At 66.1% G+C, this 18,475-nt stretch carries 20 protein-coding genes; 9 read left to right on the top strand and 11 right to left on the bottom strand.

Features of this window, described 5'->3' with window-relative positions; all coding sequences use genetic code 11:
- Nucleotides 1–87: 87 nt before the first annotated feature.
- A complete protein-coding gene (locus VJV41_RS23190; RefSeq protein ID WP_325337632.1) occupies nucleotides 88–1,428 on the bottom strand; it encodes a serine hydrolase in 1,341 nt (446 codons plus the stop codon).
- A 10-nt stretch (nucleotides 1,429–1,438) separates the two neighbouring features.
- Nucleotides 1,439–1,756 carry a mycobilin-forming heme oxygenase MhuD gene (gene mhuD, locus VJV41_RS23185; RefSeq protein ID WP_325337630.1) on the bottom strand — a complete coding sequence of 106 codons (318 nt, stop codon included), beginning with the start codon at nucleotides 1,754–1,756 and terminating at the stop codon, nucleotides 1,439–1,441.
- A gap of 39 nt (nucleotides 1,757–1,795) precedes the next feature.
- On the opposite strand from mhuD, the gene VJV41_RS23180 reads away from it, so the two are divergent.
- The gene (locus VJV41_RS23180) at nucleotides 1,796–2,560 is read left to right on the top strand and encodes an alpha/beta hydrolase (protein WP_325337628.1); all 765 of its coding nucleotides are present in this window, start codon (nucleotides 1,796–1,798) and stop codon (nucleotides 2,558–2,560) included.
- Here the strand turns inward: VJV41_RS23180 and VJV41_RS23175 are convergent.
- Nucleotides 2,534–2,788 carry a hypothetical protein gene (locus tag VJV41_RS23175; RefSeq protein WP_325337626.1) on the bottom strand — a complete coding sequence of 85 codons (255 nt, stop codon included), beginning with the start codon at nucleotides 2,786–2,788 and terminating at the stop codon, nucleotides 2,534–2,536. The genes VJV41_RS23180 and VJV41_RS23175 overlap by 27 nt on opposite strands.
- 71 nt (nucleotides 2,789–2,859) lie before the next feature.
- Between VJV41_RS23175 and VJV41_RS23170 the strand changes: the two genes are divergently transcribed.
- Nucleotides 2,860–3,846, top strand: a complete 987-nt coding sequence (locus VJV41_RS23170) for a GlxA family transcriptional regulator (RefSeq protein ID WP_325337624.1) — start codon at nucleotides 2,860–2,862, stop codon at nucleotides 3,844–3,846.
- On the opposite strand, the gene VJV41_RS23165 is transcribed toward VJV41_RS23170, so the two are convergent.
- Nucleotides 3,836–5,200, bottom strand: coding sequence for an adenylate/guanylate cyclase domain-containing protein (locus VJV41_RS23165; RefSeq protein ID WP_325337622.1), 1,365 nt, complete (start codon nucleotides 5,198–5,200; stop codon nucleotides 3,836–3,838). The genes VJV41_RS23170 and VJV41_RS23165 overlap by 11 nt on opposite strands.
- Before the next feature lie 9 nt (nucleotides 5,201–5,209).
- Nucleotides 5,210–6,085: an A/G-specific adenine glycosylase gene (locus VJV41_RS23160; protein ID WP_325337620.1), complete on the bottom strand. Its 876-nt coding sequence runs from the start codon at nucleotides 6,083–6,085 to the stop codon at nucleotides 5,210–5,212.
- Between VJV41_RS23160 and VJV41_RS23155 the strand changes: the two genes are divergently transcribed.
- Both VJV41_RS23155 and VJV41_RS23150 read left to right on the top strand, forming a co-directional pair.
- Nucleotides 6,084–6,704 carry a carbonic anhydrase gene (locus VJV41_RS23155; protein WP_325337618.1) on the top strand — a complete coding sequence of 207 codons (621 nt, stop codon included), beginning with the start codon at nucleotides 6,084–6,086 and terminating at the stop codon, nucleotides 6,702–6,704. The genes VJV41_RS23160 and VJV41_RS23155 overlap by 2 nt on opposite strands.
- Before the next feature lie 60 nt (nucleotides 6,705–6,764).
- The gene (locus tag VJV41_RS23150) at nucleotides 6,765–7,526 is read left to right on the top strand and encodes a hypothetical protein (RefSeq protein WP_325337616.1); all 762 of its coding nucleotides are present in this window, start codon (nucleotides 6,765–6,767) and stop codon (nucleotides 7,524–7,526) included.
- On the opposite strand, the gene VJV41_RS23145 is transcribed toward VJV41_RS23150, so the two are convergent.
- Complete coding sequence (locus VJV41_RS23145; protein WP_325337614.1) at nucleotides 7,527–8,087, bottom strand: XRE family transcriptional regulator; 561 nt, start codon at nucleotides 8,085–8,087, stop codon at nucleotides 7,527–7,529.
- A 168-nt stretch (nucleotides 8,088–8,255) separates the two neighbouring features.
- Here VJV41_RS23145 and VJV41_RS23140 point away from each other — a divergent pair, with 168 nt between their 5' ends.
- Nucleotides 8,256–9,194 (top strand): hypothetical protein, encoded by a 939-nt coding sequence (locus tag VJV41_RS23140; protein WP_325337612.1) that lies wholly within the window; start codon nucleotides 8,256–8,258, stop codon nucleotides 9,192–9,194.
- Here the strand turns inward: VJV41_RS23140 and disA are convergent.
- From disA to VJV41_RS23125, 3 genes are read right to left on the bottom strand one after another with little or no spacing between them, the layout of a single operon-like run.
- Nucleotides 9,191–10,309, bottom strand: a complete 1,119-nt coding sequence (gene disA, locus VJV41_RS23135; protein WP_414685024.1) for a DNA integrity scanning diadenylate cyclase DisA — start codon at nucleotides 10,307–10,309, stop codon at nucleotides 9,191–9,193. The genes VJV41_RS23140 and disA overlap by 4 nt on opposite strands.
- A complete protein-coding gene (gene radA, locus VJV41_RS23130; protein ID WP_325337611.1) occupies nucleotides 10,300–11,709 on the bottom strand; it encodes a DNA repair protein RadA in 1,410 nt (469 codons plus the stop codon). The genes disA and radA overlap by 10 nt, the downstream gene beginning before the upstream one ends.
- Before the next feature lie 33 nt (nucleotides 11,710–11,742).
- Nucleotides 11,743–12,315, bottom strand: coding sequence for a hypothetical protein (locus VJV41_RS23125; protein ID WP_325337610.1), 573 nt, complete (start codon nucleotides 12,313–12,315; stop codon nucleotides 11,743–11,745).
- 293 nt (nucleotides 12,316–12,608) lie between these two features.
- Here VJV41_RS23125 and carD point away from each other — a divergent pair, with 293 nt between their 5' ends.
- From carD to rlmB, 4 genes are all read left to right on the top strand, one after another.
- Nucleotides 12,609–13,097, top strand: a complete 489-nt coding sequence (gene carD, locus VJV41_RS23120; protein WP_325337608.1) for an RNA polymerase-binding transcription factor CarD — start codon at nucleotides 12,609–12,611, stop codon at nucleotides 13,095–13,097.
- Nucleotides 13,097–13,594: a 2-C-methyl-D-erythritol 2,4-cyclodiphosphate synthase gene (gene ispF, locus VJV41_RS23115; protein WP_325337606.1), complete on the top strand. Its 498-nt coding sequence runs from the start codon at nucleotides 13,097–13,099 to the stop codon at nucleotides 13,592–13,594. The genes carD and ispF overlap by 1 nt, the downstream gene beginning before the upstream one ends.
- 65 nt (nucleotides 13,595–13,659) lie before the next feature.
- On the top strand, nucleotides 13,660–15,063 hold the full coding sequence (gene cysS / locus VJV41_RS23110) for a cysteine--tRNA ligase (protein ID WP_325337743.1): 1,404 nt from the start codon (nucleotides 13,660–13,662) through the stop codon (nucleotides 15,061–15,063).
- Nucleotides 15,064–16,008, top strand: coding sequence for a 23S rRNA (guanosine(2251)-2'-O)-methyltransferase RlmB (rlmB, locus tag VJV41_RS23105; protein WP_325337604.1), 945 nt, complete (start codon nucleotides 15,064–15,066; stop codon nucleotides 16,006–16,008).
- A 77-nt stretch (nucleotides 16,009–16,085) separates the two neighbouring features.
- Here the strand turns inward: rlmB and VJV41_RS23100 are convergent, their stop codons facing one another.
- On the bottom strand, nucleotides 16,086–17,633 hold the full coding sequence (locus VJV41_RS23100; RefSeq protein WP_325337742.1) for a metallophosphoesterase family protein: 1,548 nt from the start codon (nucleotides 17,631–17,633) through the stop codon (nucleotides 16,086–16,088).
- Nucleotides 17,634–17,644: 11 nt separating this feature from the next.
- Entirely contained in the window at nucleotides 17,645–18,436 is a 792-nt protein-coding gene (locus tag VJV41_RS23095) for an SGNH/GDSL hydrolase family protein (RefSeq protein WP_325337602.1), read from the bottom strand.
- Between the last annotated feature and the right edge of the window lie 39 nt (nucleotides 18,437–18,475).

Raw genomic sequence — 18,475 nt, 5'->3', positions numbered from 1 at the left:
ATCGCGGCCGCTACTCGCACTTATCTACGACAACTAGAGTCTCACCGCAAATGCGAAGAAGCGGCGCGGAATTAACGACTCAACCCGCTAGGCGATCGGGACCAGATCGAAAGTCTGATGCACGATCGACAGCAGCCAGCTCGCCGCGGTCGAACTATAGAAATGCGGCCAGTTCAACTGGAAGCTCACCACCCAGGGCTGTCCGGTGTGGTCGACGGCGTACCAGCTGAAGGTCAAGTCGCCGGGCAGGTTTCCGCCCTTGGCGCCGATATACGACCACTTCGACTTGTCCAGCTCGATACCGGGTATGGCCGAAAGGATCTGCTTGACCGGCGCGGCGTCGCCGACGGCCGCAGCCTGCAGCGCGGCGTGTACCCGGCAGATATCGGCGGCGCTGCCGTACCACTCGACCCCGTCGGGAGACGCCGGTGTGTGTGTGCGGTTCGGATCCGGTTGAAACGGACGGGAATTCGTTTGCTGCAGCAGCTTGGCTCGGTCCTGCGGAGAGGCATTTTTCCACTGCTCACGCAGATCCGGCTCGCCCCAGCCGACGGAGAACAACTCGTGCATCGTCGGGAACGGCGTCATGCTGGCCGGGTCGTGGTGCCCTGCCGCCATCAGGGCACGCTCGACCGCGCCGGGTCCCAGCCGTTCGATCAGCAGGTCGGTGGCCATGTTGTCGCTGGCCGAAATCATCTCCTGTGCCGCCTTGCGCACCGACACCTGCGCACCGGCGGGCAGTTCCTCGAGGCCCGCCGATCCGACCGTCTTGGCCTGTTCGGTGATGGTCAGCGAGTCGTTCCAACTCACGGTTCCTGCCTTGATCGCTTCCGCAACCGCAAGCAGCACATAGAGTTTGAAGATCGAAGCGAGAGGTAGCGATAGGTCGGTGTTGGTGCCGGCGATTGAGACGCACTTCCCGGCCGGGCCATCTTTGACGACCTTCGACACCTGATACGAGTAGCGCGCTCCCGACTTGGTCAGCTCCGAGTCGATGTCTGCCCAATTCTTGATCACGGGCGGCATCAGTTTCACCGCGAACCGGTCGACCATGCCTTCGGCATTGGTGCGCAGTTCGATGTCTTGTGCCGCGCCGTAGGGGTTCAGCGTGTGCAGCGTCGCGACGCCCGCGCCGACCTCGATGCCGGCAACGGTGATCGGTCGGTCCAACCACAGATTGCCCATTGCGCTGGTGATGCTGTTGACCTGCTGCGGGGCAGCCATCGTGCGCACCCCGACGGTGCCGATCGGCCAGTCGGAGTTGACCATGTCCATGGTCTGCTTGGCCCGAAGGCCCTGAGGCGTGTTGATGTCGATGGGCACGCCGTACGCGGCATCGGCCGTGGGGGCCGTTCCGGTGTTGGCGCAACCGCAGGCCAGTGCGACGACGAGAACCACCGCAACCGTGAGGCAGGCCGCTCGTCGCACCCGGCCTGCGTTACGCCTTCGCGCCGGTCCCTGCAACGTCCAGCACAACCTCGAACTCGAGCAGCGATGCGCCCGTGGCCACGGGGTTGGCCCGCTGACCGGCGTGAGCCTCGACGGCAGGACCGGTCGCCCACGCCTGGAACGCCTCTTCGGACTCCCATTGCGTGACGACGAAGTATCGGTCTTCGCCCTTGACTGGGCGTAGCAGCTGGAAGCCGAGGAAACCCGGCTGGTTGTCGACTGCATGTGCGCGGTTGGCGAACCGTTTCTCCAGTTCGGGGCCTGCGTCGGGCGGGACCTCGATTGCGTTGATCTTCACGACGGGCATGCGGCAAGGTTACCGAACCGTGATGTGCATGATGTCGGCATGCGACTCCTCACCCCACGCGGCGGTCATGGTGAGCCGCTCGTGCTGGTACACGGCCTGATGGGGCGGGGCAGCACGTGGTCGCGCCAGCTGCCGTGGCTCACGCGACTCGGCGAGGTATACACCTACGACGCGCCGTGGCATCGCGGCCGCGATATCACCGGCCCGTATCCGATCAGCACCGAACGGTTCGTCGAGGATCTCGGCGAGGCGGTTGCGGAGCTGGGCCGGGCTGCCGTTTTGGTCGGCCACTCGATGGGCGCGCTGCATTCGTGGTGTCTGGCGGCGGCACAGCCGGATCTGGTCACCGCTGTGGTGGTGGAGGACATGTCGCCCGATTTCCGCGGGCGCACGACTGGCCCGTGGGAACCGTGGCTGCATGCGCTGCCAGTCGAATTCAGCTCTGCGCAAAAGCTTTACGACGAATTCGGGCCGGTAGCCGGCCAGTACTTCATGGACGCGTTCGAGCGCACCGCGACGGGCTGGCGGTTGCACGGGCATCCCGGCTATTGGATCGAGATCGCCGCCGAATGGGGCACGCGCGACTACTGGAAGCAGTGGAAGGCGGTGCGGAAGCCCTCGCTGCTCATCGAGGCGGGCAACTCCGTCACACCGCCGGGTCAGATGCGCGAAATGTACGAGACCGGCTACCAGGCAACGTATTTGCACGTGCCCGGAGCCGGTCATCTGATCCACGACGACGCGCCGCAGATCTACCAAGAAGCGGTCGAATCGTTCCTAGCGACGCTCGCCCACAGCGCCTGAGGCGGGCCAGAACGGCTCCTTCTCGAAGCGTGTGCGGATGGCGTCGACGTCGTGCGCGATGCGAAATCCGTCGCGGTCGTCCTCGAACAAGCGGCCCACCATCGGCGCGGACCCCCGGAACTGGTCGAACCGGATGCGAAGCGAGTCCGAGCGATGGGCGGCCCAGCTGAGCGCCGCTGCCACCGCGAACGGGGCGATCAGGATGAGAAAGGTCAGTGCAGTGGTCATGGCAGTAATGCTCCGCTCATCAATATCCCGCCAACAGTGGCAGGAACGACATCGTGCGATAAAATGCTGCCATGGCAATAAAGAGCGTATCGGCGCTGGTGCTGGACGGTCTAGCGATTTTTGAGTTCGGCGTGATCTGCGAGGTGTTCGGCATCGACCGCTCCGCCGACGGTGTTCCGAACTTCGACTTCAAGGTCTGCGGACCCGAGCCGGGCAAGCCGATCCGGACGTCAGTCGGCGCAACCCTGACACCTGAGTGCGGCCTCAACGGGCTGGTCGGCTCCGACCTGGTGGCCATCCCGGCGATCAGTGCTCAAAACGACGGCTATCTACCCGAGGCGTTGAAGGCCGTCCGGGAGGCCGCCGATTCCGGCTCCATCATCCTCACGGTCTGCTCGGGGGCGTTCGTCGCAGGTGCGGCGGGGCTGCTCGACGGGCGGCCATGCACCACGCACTGGATGCACGCCGACGAACTGGCCCGGATGTACCCGACGGCCAACGTCGACCGCAACGTGCTGTTCGTTGACGACGGCAATCTGATCACCAGTGCAGGCACAGCCGCGGGCATCGACGCCTGCCTACACCTGGTGCGCCGGGAGCTTGGCAGCGAGGTCACCAACAAGATCGCACGCCGGATGGTGGTGCCGCCCCAACGCGACGGCGGTCAGCGTCAGTACATCGACCAGCCGATTCCAGTCCGCTGTTCGGAAGGCTTTGCGCCGCACCTCGACTGGGTGCTGAGCAATCTCGACAAGCCGCTCACGGTCACCACACTGGCCCGCAGGGTCAACATGTCGGCGCGCACGTTCGCCCGGCGGTTCGTCGAGGAGACCGGGCGCACGCCCATGCAGTGGGTCACCGACCAGCGGGTGCTCTACGCGCGCCGGCTGCTGGAGGAAACCGACCTCGACATCGACCGGATCGCCGACAAATCGGGCTTCGGGACCGCGACGCTGTTGCGCCACCACTTCCGCAGGGTCATCGGCGTGACCCCGTCGGATTACCGGCGCCGATTCTCCTGCAATGGTCCGTGCGAAGAGGCCGCTGCTACCGCTTGACCTCCGCGTTCTCACGCACGAGCCCGTGCACCCGCCATTGCCCCGGCACGCCCTTGAGTTCGTACTCACCTCGCTCGACGAACTGGCGTCGCGATCCAGTGACGATCTCCCGCACGGTCGACGACACGAGCACCTCGCTGGGACCGGCAAGCGCCGCTACGCGCGCACCGATGTGCACGGCCATGCCGGCGATGTCGTTGCCGCGCACTTCGACTTCACCCGCATGGATGCCCGCCCGCACCTCGATTCCGAGTGAGCGGACCGCGTCGACGATCGCGTCGGCGCAATCGATCGCGACGCTCGGACTGGTGAAGGTCGCAACGAATCCGTCTCCGGCCGTGTTGACTTCGTGGCCGCGGTACCGCTCCAGTTCGTGGCGGACGACGCGGTCGTGGTTGTCCAGCAGGTCATGCCAGCGGTGGTCGCCGAGGGCTGCGGCGCGCCGTGTTGAGCCGACTATATCGGTGAAAACGATTGTGGTGAGTACACGTTCGGCCTCGAAGCCGCCACGCACGCCGGTGACGAACTCTTCGATCTCGTCGAGCATCGGCGCGGTATCGCCGACCCAGTACAGCGAATCCGCGCCGGGCAGCTCGACGTAGCGCGATCCCGCGATGTGCTCGGCGAGATAGCGGCCGTGCCCGACCTCGACGAAGCTGGCGTCTTCGCGATGCAGAACGAGAGTCGGCGCGCTGATGGCGGCGAGCCTGTCGCGCACATCCGCCTCGACCACTATCTGACTCACCACTCGGGCCATGCTCGGCGATGCTGAACGATTGCCGGCTTGGTCCCACCAAGTACGGAATGCATTGTCGCCCGCGACCGTCGGCGCGATGGACTCGAGAACGTCAAAGCCCTGCTCGAGCGCATCGGGCTCCAACGCGACCTCCCACCGATTGACGCTGTTTCCCTTGACGCCGCATTGATAGTCGGGCGCCCACAGCACGCGGGCAGCACCGTTCACGACGACGAGCCCGCGCACGCGCTCGGGATAATCGGCGGCCAGAACGAGCGCGCCAGTGGCGTTGAAGCTAGACGACAAGATCGTCGCCTGTTCGCATCCGACCGCGTCCATCACCGCGATCGCGTCCTCGGCCCAGCCCTTCGGCCCGATCACGTCGATCGAGGGAACGCGCGATGACATGCCCATTCCGCGCTGATCGAACCTGATCACCCTGCCAAAGGATGCAAGGCGGCGATGGAAGCGATACATCGACGGTTCCGCGTCGATCGAATCGATCGGAACGAAGGGCCCGGGCGTCACAAGCAGATCGACCGGGCCTTCGCCGAAGACCTGGTAGGCGATGTCCATGTCGCCACAACTGGCGTAGCGGGTGCGCGGAGCCTGCGCCACATCCTCAGGCTAGTCGCCGCCTTCGCCTGCCAGAGCGAAACGGCCGTCGGCCGTCTGCTCGACAAGCCCGTCGATGAGCAACGAGTCCAGCGCGCGGTCGCGCTGCGCGGTGTCGGACAGCCATGCGACGTCCAACTGCGCGCGGGTGACTGGAGAGTCGTTGCCCCGCAACACATCCAGCAGCCGACCGCGCACCTGGCGGTCCGTGCCGGCATACCGCTGCACCCGCCGCGTCACCGAGCCCGCCGGAAAACCGCCCGACCGCCACGCGCACGCGCTCAGCGGGCACAGCCCGCAACGTGGAGCGCGCGCAGTGCACACGGTCGCCCCGAACTCCATCAACGCAACCGAAAACTGCGGGGCCAGAAGTTCATTCGGCAACAATGCCTCGACGTCGTCGAGATCCCGTCCTGACGACGATGCCGCGGCGGCGGCCCGTCCGTGCACGGCCCTGGCCACCACGCGGCGCACGTTCGTGTCGACGACCGGCACGCGTTGCCGGTACGCGAAGCACGCGACGGCTCGGGCCGTGTAGGCGCCGACGCCCGGCAGGGTCAATAGCGTCTCCACGTCCGACGGCACCACGTCACCGTGTGCGGTGGCGATCACGGTCGCGCATTCATGCAGCCGCTTGGCCCGCCTCGGATAGCCGAGTTTCCCCCAGGCTCGCAACACGTCGGCCGCACTCGCGGCGGCAGTCGCCGACGGCGTCGGCCAGCGCGCCACCCAGTCCAGCCAGATGGGCTCGACGCGGGAGACCGGCGTCTGCTGCAACATGAACTCGCTGACCAGGATCTGCCACGCCGTGACGCCGTCCCGCCGCCACGGCAGGTCGCGCTGCTCGAGGTCATACCAATCGAGCAGCTGCGGCACAATGTCGGTCATGCCAAACACCAGCCCCGTGACCGCGTGGAAAGCACTCAAGGAGGGTAACGAGCGCTTCGTTGCGGGCGAGCCCGAACATCCCAGCCAGAGCATCGAGGACCGGGCGCGGTTGGCCGGGGCACAGAAACCCACCGCGGTGGTGTTCGGCTGCGCCGACAGCCGCGTGGCGGCCGAGATCATCTTCGATCAGGGTCTCGGCGACATGTTCGTGGTGCGCACCGCCGGCCATGTCATCGACTCGGCGGTGCTCGGCTCGATCGAATACGCCGTGACAGTGCTCAATGTGCCACTGATCGTCGTGCTGGGACACGACAGCTGCGGCGCCGTGAAGGCGACGCTGTCGGCGATCGACGACGGCGAGGTGCCCAGCGGTTACGTGCGCGACATCGTGGAGCGGGTCACGCCGTCCATCCTGCAGGGCCGCCATGCCGGGCTGACGCGGGTCGACGAGTTCGAAACCCGCCACGTGAACGACACTGTCACGCAGCTGCGGGTCCGTTCCGCGTCCATCGCCGAACGGCTGGCCGCGGGCACCGTAGCCATCGTCGGGCTCACGTACCACTTGGCCGACGGCCGCGTGGTGTTGCGGGATCATCTGGGTGATCTCGGCGAAGGCTGACGCGCGACACGCCGGGCCACCTCGGACGAGGTGGCGTGACCTGGCCTTACCGTGAGGGTTGTGCTGGATCTGGAACCGCAGGGCCCCCTACCGTCGCAGATTTACTGGCGACGCAGAGCATTGGCGCTGGGCATAGCGGTACTCGTGATCGGCGTCATCGCCGCCGTCGTGGTGATGGTCGTCGTGAACAGCACAGGTACCCAGAACAAGGTCGCAGAGAAGCCGGCGCCCGCCCCAGCCGCCGCGCCGACGCCACTGCCCGGTGAGAATCCCGAGATCAAGACGCCCGTCGTGGTGCCGCCCGCCCAGCAGATCCCGCCGCCCACGCCCACCCCGACTGCGGCTGTGATGCCTCCGCCGGTCCTCAAAGAGGGCGACGACTGCCCGGACTCCACACTTGCAGTCAAGGGCATCACCAACCAGCCGCAGTACATCGTCGGCGAACAGCCCAAGTTCACGATGGTCGTGACCAACATCGGGCTGGTGGCCTGCCGGCGTGATGTCGGCGCCGCGGTGCTCGCCGCATACGTGTACTCGCTCGACAACATCCGGCTGTGGTCCAACCTCGACTGCGCGCCGTCTAACGAGACTCTGGTCAAGACGTTCCAGCCCGGCGAGCAGGTGACGACTGAGGTCACCTGGACGGGTATGGGCTCGGCACCGCAGTGCCCGCTGCCGCGTCAGCCGATCGGACCGGGTACGTACAACCTCATCGTCCAGCTGGGCAACCTGCGGTCGGCACCGGTGCCGTTCATGCTCGCGGCTCCAGCGCAGCAGCCGCCACCGCCCGAGGGCGCACCGCCCGCACCGCAAGGCGGCTGATTACCCGGCGTTCTCCCCGACGAGCGATTCGTCCCAGCCGTTGACGTGTGACTCCTCCGGCTCCTCATGAGCCGGTTCGGGTTGCTGTTGGTGTTCGGTGCCGGGCACCCCGCCGAGGGCAGCGATAGCGTCTTTGATCCTTGCGGCTTCGTCGTCGTTGGGCGTTCCACCCGCCTCGAGTTCGTCGAGACGACCGTCACGAAGCCCGGCCCCGTTGGCCACTTCCCGTGCGGACAACTTGGCCTCGATACGCGTGACGTACAACTGCTGACCCAAACTCGATCCAGGAGCGGTGGCGGCGTGTGCCATCAGCGAGTCGTAACGCCGCCGTACATTGCTGAGTGCCACGATCACCGCGGGTGAGGGCCTGCTGGTACTTGCCGCATCGGTGAGCGCGGCGCGTAGCTTCCGCATGCCCGACAGAACGACATCGGCGCGCTTGTGGAACTTCTTGTCCTCCGGGAAGGGCAACGCGTCGATCGCAGCTGTGTACATGTGCATCGCCGCCTCGGAGAGGTCGACAATGATCGACGAGTCACCTTCCTGCGTGGGTTGTCCCATGGGCCCTCAATTCTCGAGCGGTCAATTCGATAGCGGTGAATACGGGTCGACACTAGCGGTCCGCGTTGTTGCGCGTACACCGCCAGTGAGGTCGGGGCGCGACGACTCAGCCCGTGCGCTCTAGTCTGAACCCGCACGGCGGCAGCATCGGGTGAACGGGAGGTGACGGTGACCGGACTAGCGCAATTCCCCAGTGCCACCGAGGATTCGGAACCCGATGACTTGAGCGCATCCGCGAAGCCCGTCGAACCGGCCGCGCCAATTCGCCAGGAACCCCACCGCTCTGCCACGACCCAGCGCTGGCGCGGAATCGGATGGTTTGCCTGCGGTGTGGCGGGCAGCCTGGCCATCGCCTGGTTCATCTTCCTCAGCCACGGAGAGATCGGATCCAAGGCCGAGTGGTTCTTCGGGGCCGCCGTCTTCTGCGTCGTGCTGGTGGCCATGTGGCAGACCCTCAACATTCAGCGGCAGGCGAACCAGCACGCCGCCGAAGCCGCACAACGACTCCGCACGGAGCTGCTGGCCGCCGAGGAGCGCGCGGCCCGCGAAATAGCGCTCACCCAGGCACTGCACCGCGTCGAGATGGAGGCGCGGGAGAAGTTGTACCGCGCCGAGGTCGAGGCTCAACGCGGGCTGGCCCGCAACGAACGCATGCACCTCATCAATCAGCTCCAGAAGCAAGCGATGATCGAAGTCTCACGCGCTGTCAACGGGCACACTCACATGCTCGCCAACCTGTGGAACGAAGGCGCCCGCATCCTGTGCATCGAGGACCGCGATGAGCGCGAGCGGGCGATGAACCCGATCTTCGAGCAGATCAGCCGAGTCGTGAACGACTTTTCGGTCGAGGTCAGCAACGCCAACCTTCTCCTCGAGGACGATCGTCTGCATCGCGCGCTGGACCAAGTCAACGAGGCCGCGGCGATGGCGATCCGGGTGGCGCAGGATGTGCACGATGCCGTCGTCGAAGGGCGCACGCCGAAGCAAGACTCGATCAGGACCGTACAGCGGCTCATGCACACCAGAGCTGCAGAAGCTCGCCGGCTCGCGTGGGAGCTACTCCGACATGGCCTCGACGGCACAAGGGCCGCAACGGAATTGAGCTAGGCCAGCCGGTCGGCGATCGTCGACTCGGCCAGCTGAGAGAGGCCTTCCCGAATGTGGCGGGCCCACATCGACCCGATGCCTTCGACCGACTGCAGGTCATCTGAGCTGGCGGCCAAAAGCCCTTGCAGCGAGCCGAACGACCGGACCAGGAGATCGACATGGGCGAACTGCAGCCGCGGGATGCCGGCCATCGCGCGGTAGCCGCGTGAACTCATCGCCGAGTCTTGCGCCTCGGCCGTCGACGGATAGCCGAAAACCCTTGCAAGCGTGGTGAAATCGAGCAGCTCGTTGTCCGACAGCGAGTCCAGCTCGTCCAGCGTCGCGCTGACCTGGGCGGCCGTCGGCGCGTCGGGGTTGGCGTGGTAGTCACGCACGATCAACTCGCGGGCCGTGTCGTTGTCGCCGACCAGTTCCTCCAGCTGCAGCTTGAGCTGACGGCCGTCGGTGCCCAGTTCAACGACGTCGGAATCGATTTCGAGGCTGATTCGGCGCACCATCTCCAGCCGCTGCACGACGGTCATCACGTCACGCAGCGTGACGAAGTCCTCGATCTCGGCGGTCGACAGCTGCCTGCTGACTTCGTCGAGCCGGGTCTTGTAGCGCTCGAGCGTGTCGATGGTCTGGTTGGCGCGCGACAGGATGGTGGCCGATTCCGGCACGACGTGGCGCTCGCCGGCGACGTAGACGGTGACGATGCTCATCGAATGGCTCACCGAAATCACCGGATAGCCGGTCTGAATCGCAGTGCGCTCGGCGGAGCGGTGCCGGGTGCCGGATTCCTCCGTGGGAATCGACGGGTCGGGTACCAGCTGGACGTTGGCCCGCAGGATGCGGCTGCCGTCGCTGGAGAGCACGACAGCTCCGTCCATCTTCGACAGTTCGCGCAGCCTCGTCGGGGCGTAGCGGACGTCGAGTTCGAAGCCTCCGTCACAGATGGTCTCGACGCTGTCGTCGTACCCAAGGAGGATCAGGGCGCCGGTGCGGCCACGCAGGATGCGCTCCAGGCCGTCGCGCAACGCTGTGCCGGGGGCCAGCCGAGCAATGGTTTCACGCAGCGTGGGCCGGGCGAGCTGCACCACGTTGCGGCCCGACCTGCCCGCGGACTTCACGGCCATTTCTTCTCCTCGGATCGGCCGCTATTGGCGTTAGTCTCGCTGATTTGCCGCAGCACCCGCAATGCCGTTCCGATGTTGTCTGCTGAATGCGTCCGTAAGCCAGGCGGCGGCGACGTCACGCCGGCGGGCACCACGGCGATGCCGAACCCGAGCCTTGCTGCCTCTGCCAACCTGCGGTCCATGCCGCTGACCCGGCGCAAATCCCCGGCAAGGCCGACCTCGCCGATCACCACAGCATTGGCGGGCAGCGGCCAGTCGGCGTAGGACGACGCGATCGCCAGCGCCACCGCGAGATCCGACGAGGGGTCTGTGAGCCGCATGCCGCCGACCGTCGACAGATAGATGTCGTTGGAGCCGACGGGCAGCCTGGCCCTCTTCTCCAGCACCGCGGTGATCATGGCGGCACGCGCCGAGTCGATCCCGCTGACCGCGCGGCGCGGAGTCCCGCTCGCTGGGGCGCCGATCAGTGCCTGCACCTCGCCGATCAACGGCCGCTTGCCGTCGAGCGTGACCGTCACCGCCGTGCCCGACACGGGCTTGGGCCTCTGGTCGAGGAACAATCCCGACGGGTCGGCAACACATTCAATCCCGTTGTCGTGCAATAGAAAACAGCCAACTTCATCGGCGGCGCCGAATCGGTTCTTGACGCCGCGCACCATCCGGAGCGCCGAAGCGCGGTCGCCTTCGAAGTGCAGCACGACGTCGACGAGATGCTCCAGCGAGCGCGGCCCGGCGATCGCGCCGTCCTTGGTGACATGGCCGACCAGGATCATCGCGACGCCTGATGCCTTGGCGGCCATCGTCAGCGCCGTCGTGACCGCCCGCACCTGGGTGACGCCGCCGGTGACGCCGTCGACCTCGGTGGTCGACATGGTCTGCACCGAATCGATCACCACCAGCGTGGGCTGCACCGCTTCGATGTGGCCAAGCGCCATCTGCAGGTCCGACTCGGCGGCCAGATAGACCTCGTCGTGCGTGCAGCCCGTCCGTTCCGCGCGCAGCCGGATCTGCCCCGCCGACTCCTCACCGGACAGATACAGCGCCCGCTTGCCGGCCCGTGCCCAGCGGTGCGCCACCTCGAGCAGCAGCGTCGACTTGCCCACCCCGGGGTCACCGGCCAGTAACGTCACCGAACCCGGGACGAGCCCGCCGCCCAGCACACGGTCGAGCTCGCTTACCCCGGTGTGGAAGTGGCGTGTGCTTCCTGGGTCGATCGAGCTGATCGGCACCGCGGGTGAGGTGGGTGCGACGGCGCGCCGCGCAGCGGAGCCGTTGACGGCTGCCAAGACAGCAACTTCGTCGACTGTGCCCCAGGTGCCGCAATCCGGACAGCGGCCGACCCATTTAGCGGTGACGTGGTGGCATTCCGAGCAGCGGTATTGCGAACGCGCCTTGGCCACGCCGTGACGGTAGCTGTCGCGACCGACAGAAATTCAGTGGTGTCCGCCCGTGTCGCCGACTTCTACCGGCGATGCTTCGCGGCGAGGAGCCTCGCCGGCCGAGATCGGCACCGTCACGGTGGTCTCGCCGGCCTTTTCGAACGTGAACTTGAAGTTGTACGTCAACCCGTTGGTGATCGGCTTGGACAGCGCGACGGCGGCTTTCGCCCCCTCGGTGGCCTCTGCGGCCTCCAGTGCGGCGGTCTGTCCGTCGGGCTGGCCCACGACCAGTACGCCACTCGCGGGCACGGTGGTGTCACCGCTCAACGACACCTTTCCGATGTCGGAGGTGATCGAGACCAGCTTGTCGTTGGCGTCAGGGGAGTTGTTGACCGCCGTGAAGATCAGCTCCACGTCGCGCCCGGGCTGCACGTAGTCCGTGCTCTGTACGGCCCGCAGGTGGATATTGCGCAGCGCGAGGGTGCCGACGTTGCCGCTGGTGCCGTTGACCGCGGGCTCCTGGGTTGCCATCTGGGACACCTGCCCGGCTCCGCAGCCGGACAGGGCGACGGCGACTGCCAGTCCGCACGCGGCCAGGGCGGAAGTACGCGGTTTGAAGCGGTCCACTAGGGCCTCCTGCTCGCCGACGACGCGACCACCATTTCAGTCGCTGTGATTCGACTATGCACAGTAGTAGGTGCCGATTGTCGGCGGTAGCTGAGGGCTGACGCCGAGTGGACAGCTACCTCGAAGCGGCGCGAAAGCCGTCGTAAACGCTCTCCGGAGCGACCCTGGTGTTGCACGTATTTGTCATCATGTCAACCCCTAGTCTTCACCTTCAGTGCCCCTGACCTGCATCGTTGATACGCACCTGTCTCGGCCCCGTGTTAACATTGACTTGTGAAAGGGGCTCGAAACTGATGATTTTTAAGGTCGGAGACACCGTTGTCTATCCACACCACGGTGCTGCGTTGATCGAGGCGATCGAAACCCGGACCATCAAAGGCGAACAAAAGGAATACCTCGTCTTGAAGGTCGCCCAGGGGGACCTCACCGTTCGAGTACCCGCCGAGAATGCCGAGTATGTCGGGGTCCGCGATGTTGTCGGGCAGGAGGGCCTGGACAAGGTCTTCCAGGTGCTTCGCGCGCCACACACCGAAGAGCCGACCAACTGGTCGCGCCGGTACAAGGCCAACCTCGAGAAGCTGGCCTCCGGCGACGTGAACAAGGTGGCCGAGGTCGTCCGCGACCTGTGGCGCCGTGACCAGGAGCGCGGTCTGTCGGCCGGCGAGAAGCGGATGCTTGCAAAGGCGCGGCAGATCCTGGTCGGCGAGCTGGCGCTTGCCGAGAACACCGACGACGCCAAGGCTGCAGTCATCCTCGACGAGGTTCTGGCCGCCGCGTCCTAGTGGCGCTACCGCGCGTCGGGCTTGGCACCGACGTTCATCCAATCCAGGCCGGTAGGCCGTGTTGGTTGCTGTGCTTGTTGTTCAACGACGGCGACGGCTGCGCGGGCCATTCCGACGGCGACGTCGCTGCTCATGCACTCTGCGATGCTCTTCTGTCCGCAGCGGGGCTGGGCGACATCGGTGACGTGTTCGGCACCGACCGTGAGGAATGGCGCGGTGTCAGCGGCGCAGACATGCTGAGGCATGTTCACGGCTTGCTGGTGGCCGAGGGTTACCGCATCGGCAATGCCGCCGTCCAGGTGATCGGAAACCGGCCCAAGGTGGGGCCGCGGCGCGCCGAAGCGCAAAAGATTCTTTCCGAGCTGTTGGACGCGCCGGTTTCGGTGTCGGCGACGACCACCGACGGCCTTGGGCTGACCGGCCGGGGCGAAGGTTTGGCAGCGATCGCGACCGCCCTTGTCCTCTCCAATGGGGATTCCGCCGATATAGGCCGGTAAGCTGGCGCGTCGTGACCGACGGAGCCGCCACGGCGGCGACATCCAACAACGGCCCCGCATCTCATATGCGGCTCTACGACACCATGACCGGTGTCGTGCGCGATTTCGTGCCGCTGCGACCCGGTCATGTATCGATCTATCTCTGCGGCGCCACCGTGCAGGGCCTGCCGCATATCGGACATGTCCGCAGCGGGGTCGCGTTCGACGTGCTGCGGCGCTGGCTGATGGCCAAGGGCTACGACGTCGCATTCATCCGCAACGTCACCGACATCGACGACAAGATCCTCAACAAGGCTGCCGACGCGGGCCGGCCGTGGTGGGAATGGGCCGCCACCTACGAACGCGCGTTTACGGCCGCCTACGACGCGCTGGGGGTGCTGCCGCCGTCGGCTGAGCCGCGGGCCACCGGCCACATCACGCAGATCGTCGAGCTGATCGAGCGGCTGATCGAACGAGGACATGCGTACACGGGCTCCGGCGATGGGGCTGGCGACGTCTACTTCAACGTGCTGAGCTTGTCCGACTACGGCAAGCTGTCCGGTCACAAGGTCGACGACGTGCATCAGGGCGAGGGTGTCGCCAAGGGCAAGCGCGACGAGCGCGACTTCACGCTGTGGAAGGGCGCCAAGCCAGGTGAGCCGTCGTGGCCTACGCCGTGGGGCCGGGGCCGCCCCGGTTGGCACACCGAATGCGTGGCGATGTGCGAGAGCTACCTCGGTCCCGAGTTCGACATCCACGCCGGCGGCATGGACCTCGTGTTCCCCCACCATGAGAACGAGGTCGCCCAGGCGGAAGGCGCCGGTGACCCGTTCGCCCGGTTCTGGATGCACAACGGCTGGGTGACCATGGGCGGCGAGAAGATGAGCAAGTCGCTTGGTAACGTGCTCGCGATTCCGGCTGTGCTGCAACGGGTTCGGGCAGCGGAGTTGCGCTACTACCTCGGCAGCGCGCACTACAGGTCGATGCTTGAATTCACCGAGACCGCGTTGCAGGATGCGGCCAAGGCGTACGCCGGCATCGAGGACTTCCTGCACCGGGTGCGCAACCGCGTCGGTGCGGTGGTGCCAGGCGAATGGACGCCGAAGTTCGCAGCGGCCCTGGACGACGATCTGTCCGTGCCGATCGCCCTGGCCGAGGTGCACGCCGCCCGAGCAGAGGGTAATCGCGCGCTGGACGCAGGTGACCACGAAACCGCTCTCGCGCAAGCGATGTCAATCCGTGCGATGATGGGCATTCTCGGCGCCGACCCGCTCGACGAGCGGTGGGAATCGAAAGACGAGACGTCGGCCGCACTGGCCGCTGTCGACGTGCTTGTGCACGCCGAGGTGCAGCGCCGCGAGGACGCCCGTGCGCGCCGCGACTGGGCGGAAGCCGACGCGATCCGTGACCGGCTCAAGGAAGCAGGAATCGAAGTCACCGACACAGCCGACGGGCCACAATGGGCGCTGCTCGACGGGTATACGAAGTAGATGGCTGGAAACTCCAAGCGCCGGGGTGCGATTCGTAAGCCCGGCACCAAGAAGGGGCCGACGGTCGGCTCCGGCGGTGTGCGCCGTCGTGGTCTGGAGGGCCGCGGCGCGACTCCGCCTGCGCACATGCGGCCCAACCACCCCGCCGCCAAGCGCGCGGCCAAAACTCAGAAGCAGCAGCAGCGACGTCCTGCCCGCAAGACCGACGACACCGAGATCGTGCTGGGCCGCAATCCGGTTATCGAGTGCCTGCGGGCGGGAGTGCCCGCCACGGCGCTGTACGTCGCACTCGGTGCCGAGGCCGACGAGCGTCTGACCGAATCCGTAAGGATCGCAGCCGATTCGGGCATCTCGATACTGGAAGTGCCGCGCCACGATCTGGACCGGATCGCCGCAAACGGGCTGCATCAGGGCATCGCGCTGCAGGTGCCGCCGTATCAATACGCGCATCCCGACGACCTGCTCGCCGCCGCGACGAAAGACAGCGCGCCGGCGTTGATGGTTGCGCTGGACAACATCTCCGATCCGCGCAACCTCGGCGCCATCGTCCGCTCGGTTGCCGCGTTCGGCGGACATGGCGTCGTGATCCCGCAACGACGCTCGGCTTCCGTCACAGCGGTTGCTTGGCGCACGAGCGCGGGCGCGGCGGCGCGGCTGCCGGTTGCCCGCGCGACGAATCTCAATCGGACACTGCAGAGTTGGGGCGACGCGGGACTGCAGGTGGTTGGGCTCGATGCGGCCGGTGACACGACGATTGACGAGGTGGACGGCACCGGACCTTTGGTTTTGGTCGTCGGTTCCGAGGGCAAAGGACTGTCACGGCTAGTGCGCGAGAATTGCGACGCCGTGGTGTCGATCCCGATGGCAGGTCCGACGGAGTCATTGAACGCCTCGGTGGCCGCCGGTGTGGTGCTGGCCGAAATCGCCCGCCAGCGACGGGGCTGATTTCCTGCGCGAGCAGACGCAAAGTGCTCCAAATCCTCGGCGTGTCGGGGCCTTTTGCGCCTGCTCGGCGGAAGAAGTCACCCCCGCCTTGGGCGGGTCAGGGTGAACTTGTCGACCGGTGTGACTTCACCGAACGGCCCCTTCACCGCGTAGTACGTGGCAGCCATCGACGTCATGCCGCCCGGCTGGCCCGGGTCGACGTCGAAAGCAACAAAGCCGCAAGGGTTTTCGCGGTCGCGAAACGCCGACCACGGCGCCGGCTCGACCACATACTTCGGAGCCTTGTGCCCTAGCGCTGGGTCCACGTCACCCACACCCATCAAAACCGCGCATCGCGGCTCGGGGAAGAACATCGTGTTCGACGGGATCGACGTGCCTCCGCCGCCGATGACGAGATGAACGGTGCCCTTACTGGTGTCGATGCGGTCGGGATGCGTGTCAACAGGGTCGGGCGTCAGCGTGTCGCTTGGCGTTGTTCCCCGGACGGCGTACGTGCGTTCGTAATGATGCTCATGGCCGCAGACCACCAGGTCGACGCCGAACCGATCGAACAGCGGCAGCCAGTTCTCCCGGATACCGAGGTCTGCGCCGTTGGTGCGCTCACCTGTCGACACCGCGGTCTGATGCATACACACCACGATCCAGTCGATATTGCCGTCTTTGCGCGTACGTTCGAGTTCGCTCTCGAGCCAACGCTTTTGGGCACCACCGGAGTACCCTCGCACGTACGAGTTGCCGCCGTCCTGATAGCACACGTCGTCGTTGTGAAGGCTGATCACCCGCACCGAACCAGCCGTGAACGCGTACCACAAACCCCGCAATTCGCGATCTGACCCGGCATCAGGCAACGCGAAATAGGTTTGGTAGGCGCTGTATCCGATTGGACCGTTGCCCAATTCGTTCTCATGGTTGCCCGCCGCAGGCATCCACGGCCGGTATCGCGCAGACCGGGAGTTGTTCTCGAACCAGTCCGACCAGGTCCTGACGCGATCGCGCGCCAGATTGGCGTAGCACAGGTCGCCGTTCACGAGATTGAACAGAGGCGCTGCACGCTCCACCGCGGTCGTGATATCGCCCGCCGAAGGCGAGCCGCGATTGTCGTTGCCGAATGCCGATGCGACCAGCGCGTCCAGCATCGGTGTCGATTGGTCGCCGAAGCTGGTGAACCGCAACGGGGCACGCCCGCGCGGCGCCGTCCGCACTGTGCCCCACTCCGGTGTGGCTCCATCGTGGAATGCTGCGTACACGTAGTCGGTATCGGGAGCCAGTCCGGCCACTCGAACGTGGTGGACGTAGATCTCGGTCTGTGAGGAGGCATCGCGGTAGGTGCGCGTTTCGGCTGTCACGGTCCGGCCGACCCCGTCGTCCGGTGTGCCGAACATGAGCCGTGGATTGCTCACCGCGGAGGCGGTGTGCCATGACACCACCACTTCGGATGCGGCCTCGGCGCCGAACTGCAGATGCAGCCCACCGACGCGCGGCGCGCCGCTGCGGTCTGCTCGCTGCCACAGCGTCGGGCTCGTTCGGTCGGACCGGAGGAGTTCGACAGCTCCGGCGCCTACGCCCGCGCCGAGGATGGCGGACGTGCCGCCGGCGATCAGGAGTTTTCGTCGGCTCACATCCATATCGGTGGCGGTCAAACGATCTTGGTCAGTGTCGGGTACTTCGGCTCGATGCCGGCTCCAGGCGTGGCCCGGCGTAGTCGTTTGGCCACCCAGGGCGTCGCGAACGCGAGCGTCCATTGCAGATTGGCCCAGAAGCTGCGCACGGGTGGTGACGAGGCCGGCAGCGCGGCTGACCGTGTGGACAGGTTGTGGGGAACAGTCAGTGTGTCAAGAACTTTGGCCGCCATGCGCTCATGACCCAGCGGTGAGAGATGGATGCGATCTCCGGCCCACAAACGCGGATCGCGAAACTCGGTGAATCGCCAGAAGTCGACGAGCCGCAAATCCAGGTCGTCGGCGATGCCTCGCAACAGTTCGTTGTAGACCGCAGCACGGCCCCGCAGCCGCCGAAACAGCGGCACAGTGCCGAGATCGCCCGCCGTAAACGCCAGCACGTGGGCCCCGGTCTGCTGCAAGGTCTTCAGTGCGTCGGCATACCTGGACATCATCGCGTCGATGTCGTTGCGCACCAGCAGCAGGTCGTTCATGCCCGCGTAGACGATGACGAGGTCGGGTTCGAGCATGACGGCGGTCTGAAGCTGATCCGCGAGGATCTCGTCCATCCTGCGGCCACGCACGGCCAGGTTGGCGTATCGAAGTTCTGGGTTGTTCTGTGCCAGCGCGACTGCGACGTGATCCGCCCATCCGCGCAAACCGTTCGGACTGGTGGCATGTGGGTCGCCGACACCCTCGGTGAACGAGTCGCCGAGCGCCACGTACCTGGAAAACGCTGCCGACGGAGCCGGCGATCCGGTGATGGCCACGGGACCAATCTTGCCGACACTAGGCTGATTTGCTCACCC

This window comes from Mycobacterium sp., from assembly GCF_035274705.1.
In the GTDB taxonomy this organism is placed as follows: Bacteria; Actinomycetota; Actinomycetes; order Mycobacteriales; family Mycobacteriaceae; genus Mycobacterium.
This window is presented reverse-complemented; position numbering and strand designations above follow the sequence as displayed.

Coding starts and splice junctions, on each gene's coding strand:
- VJV41_RS23145 (WP_325337614.1), bottom strand. CDS start 8,087: ATGGGACAACCCACGCAGGAAGGTGACTCGTCGATCATTGTCGACCTC.
- cysS (WP_325337743.1), top strand. CDS start 13,660: ATGCGGCTCTACGACACCATGACCGGTGTCGTGCGCGATTTCGTGCCG.
- disA (WP_414685024.1), bottom strand. CDS start 10,309: ATGGCCGTGAAGTCCGCGGGCAGGTCGGGCCGCAACGTGGTGCAGCTC.
- VJV41_RS23180 (WP_325337628.1), top strand. CDS start 1,796: ATGCGACTCCTCACCCCACGCGGCGGTCATGGTGAGCCGCTCGTGCTG.
- VJV41_RS23170 (WP_325337624.1), top strand. CDS start 2,860: ATGGCAATAAAGAGCGTATCGGCGCTGGTGCTGGACGGTCTAGCGATT.
- VJV41_RS23100 (WP_325337742.1), bottom strand. CDS start 17,633: ATGGATGTGAGCCGACGAAAACTCCTGATCGCCGGCGGCACGTCCGCC.
- mhuD (WP_325337630.1), bottom strand. CDS start 1,756: ATGCCCGTCGTGAAGATCAACGCAATCGAGGTCCCGCCCGACGCAGGC.
- VJV41_RS23160 (WP_325337620.1), bottom strand. CDS start 6,085: ATGACCGACATTGTGCCGCAGCTGCTCGATTGGTATGACCTCGAGCAG.
- VJV41_RS23155 (WP_325337618.1), top strand. CDS start 6,084: ATGCCAAACACCAGCCCCGTGACCGCGTGGAAAGCACTCAAGGAGGGT.
- VJV41_RS23175 (WP_325337626.1), bottom strand. CDS start 2,788: ATGACCACTGCACTGACCTTTCTCATCCTGATCGCCCCGTTCGCGGTG.
- rlmB (WP_325337604.1), top strand. CDS start 15,064: ATGGCTGGAAACTCCAAGCGCCGGGGTGCGATTCGTAAGCCCGGCACC.
- carD (WP_325337608.1), top strand. CDS start 12,609: ATGATTTTTAAGGTCGGAGACACCGTTGTCTATCCACACCACGGTGCT.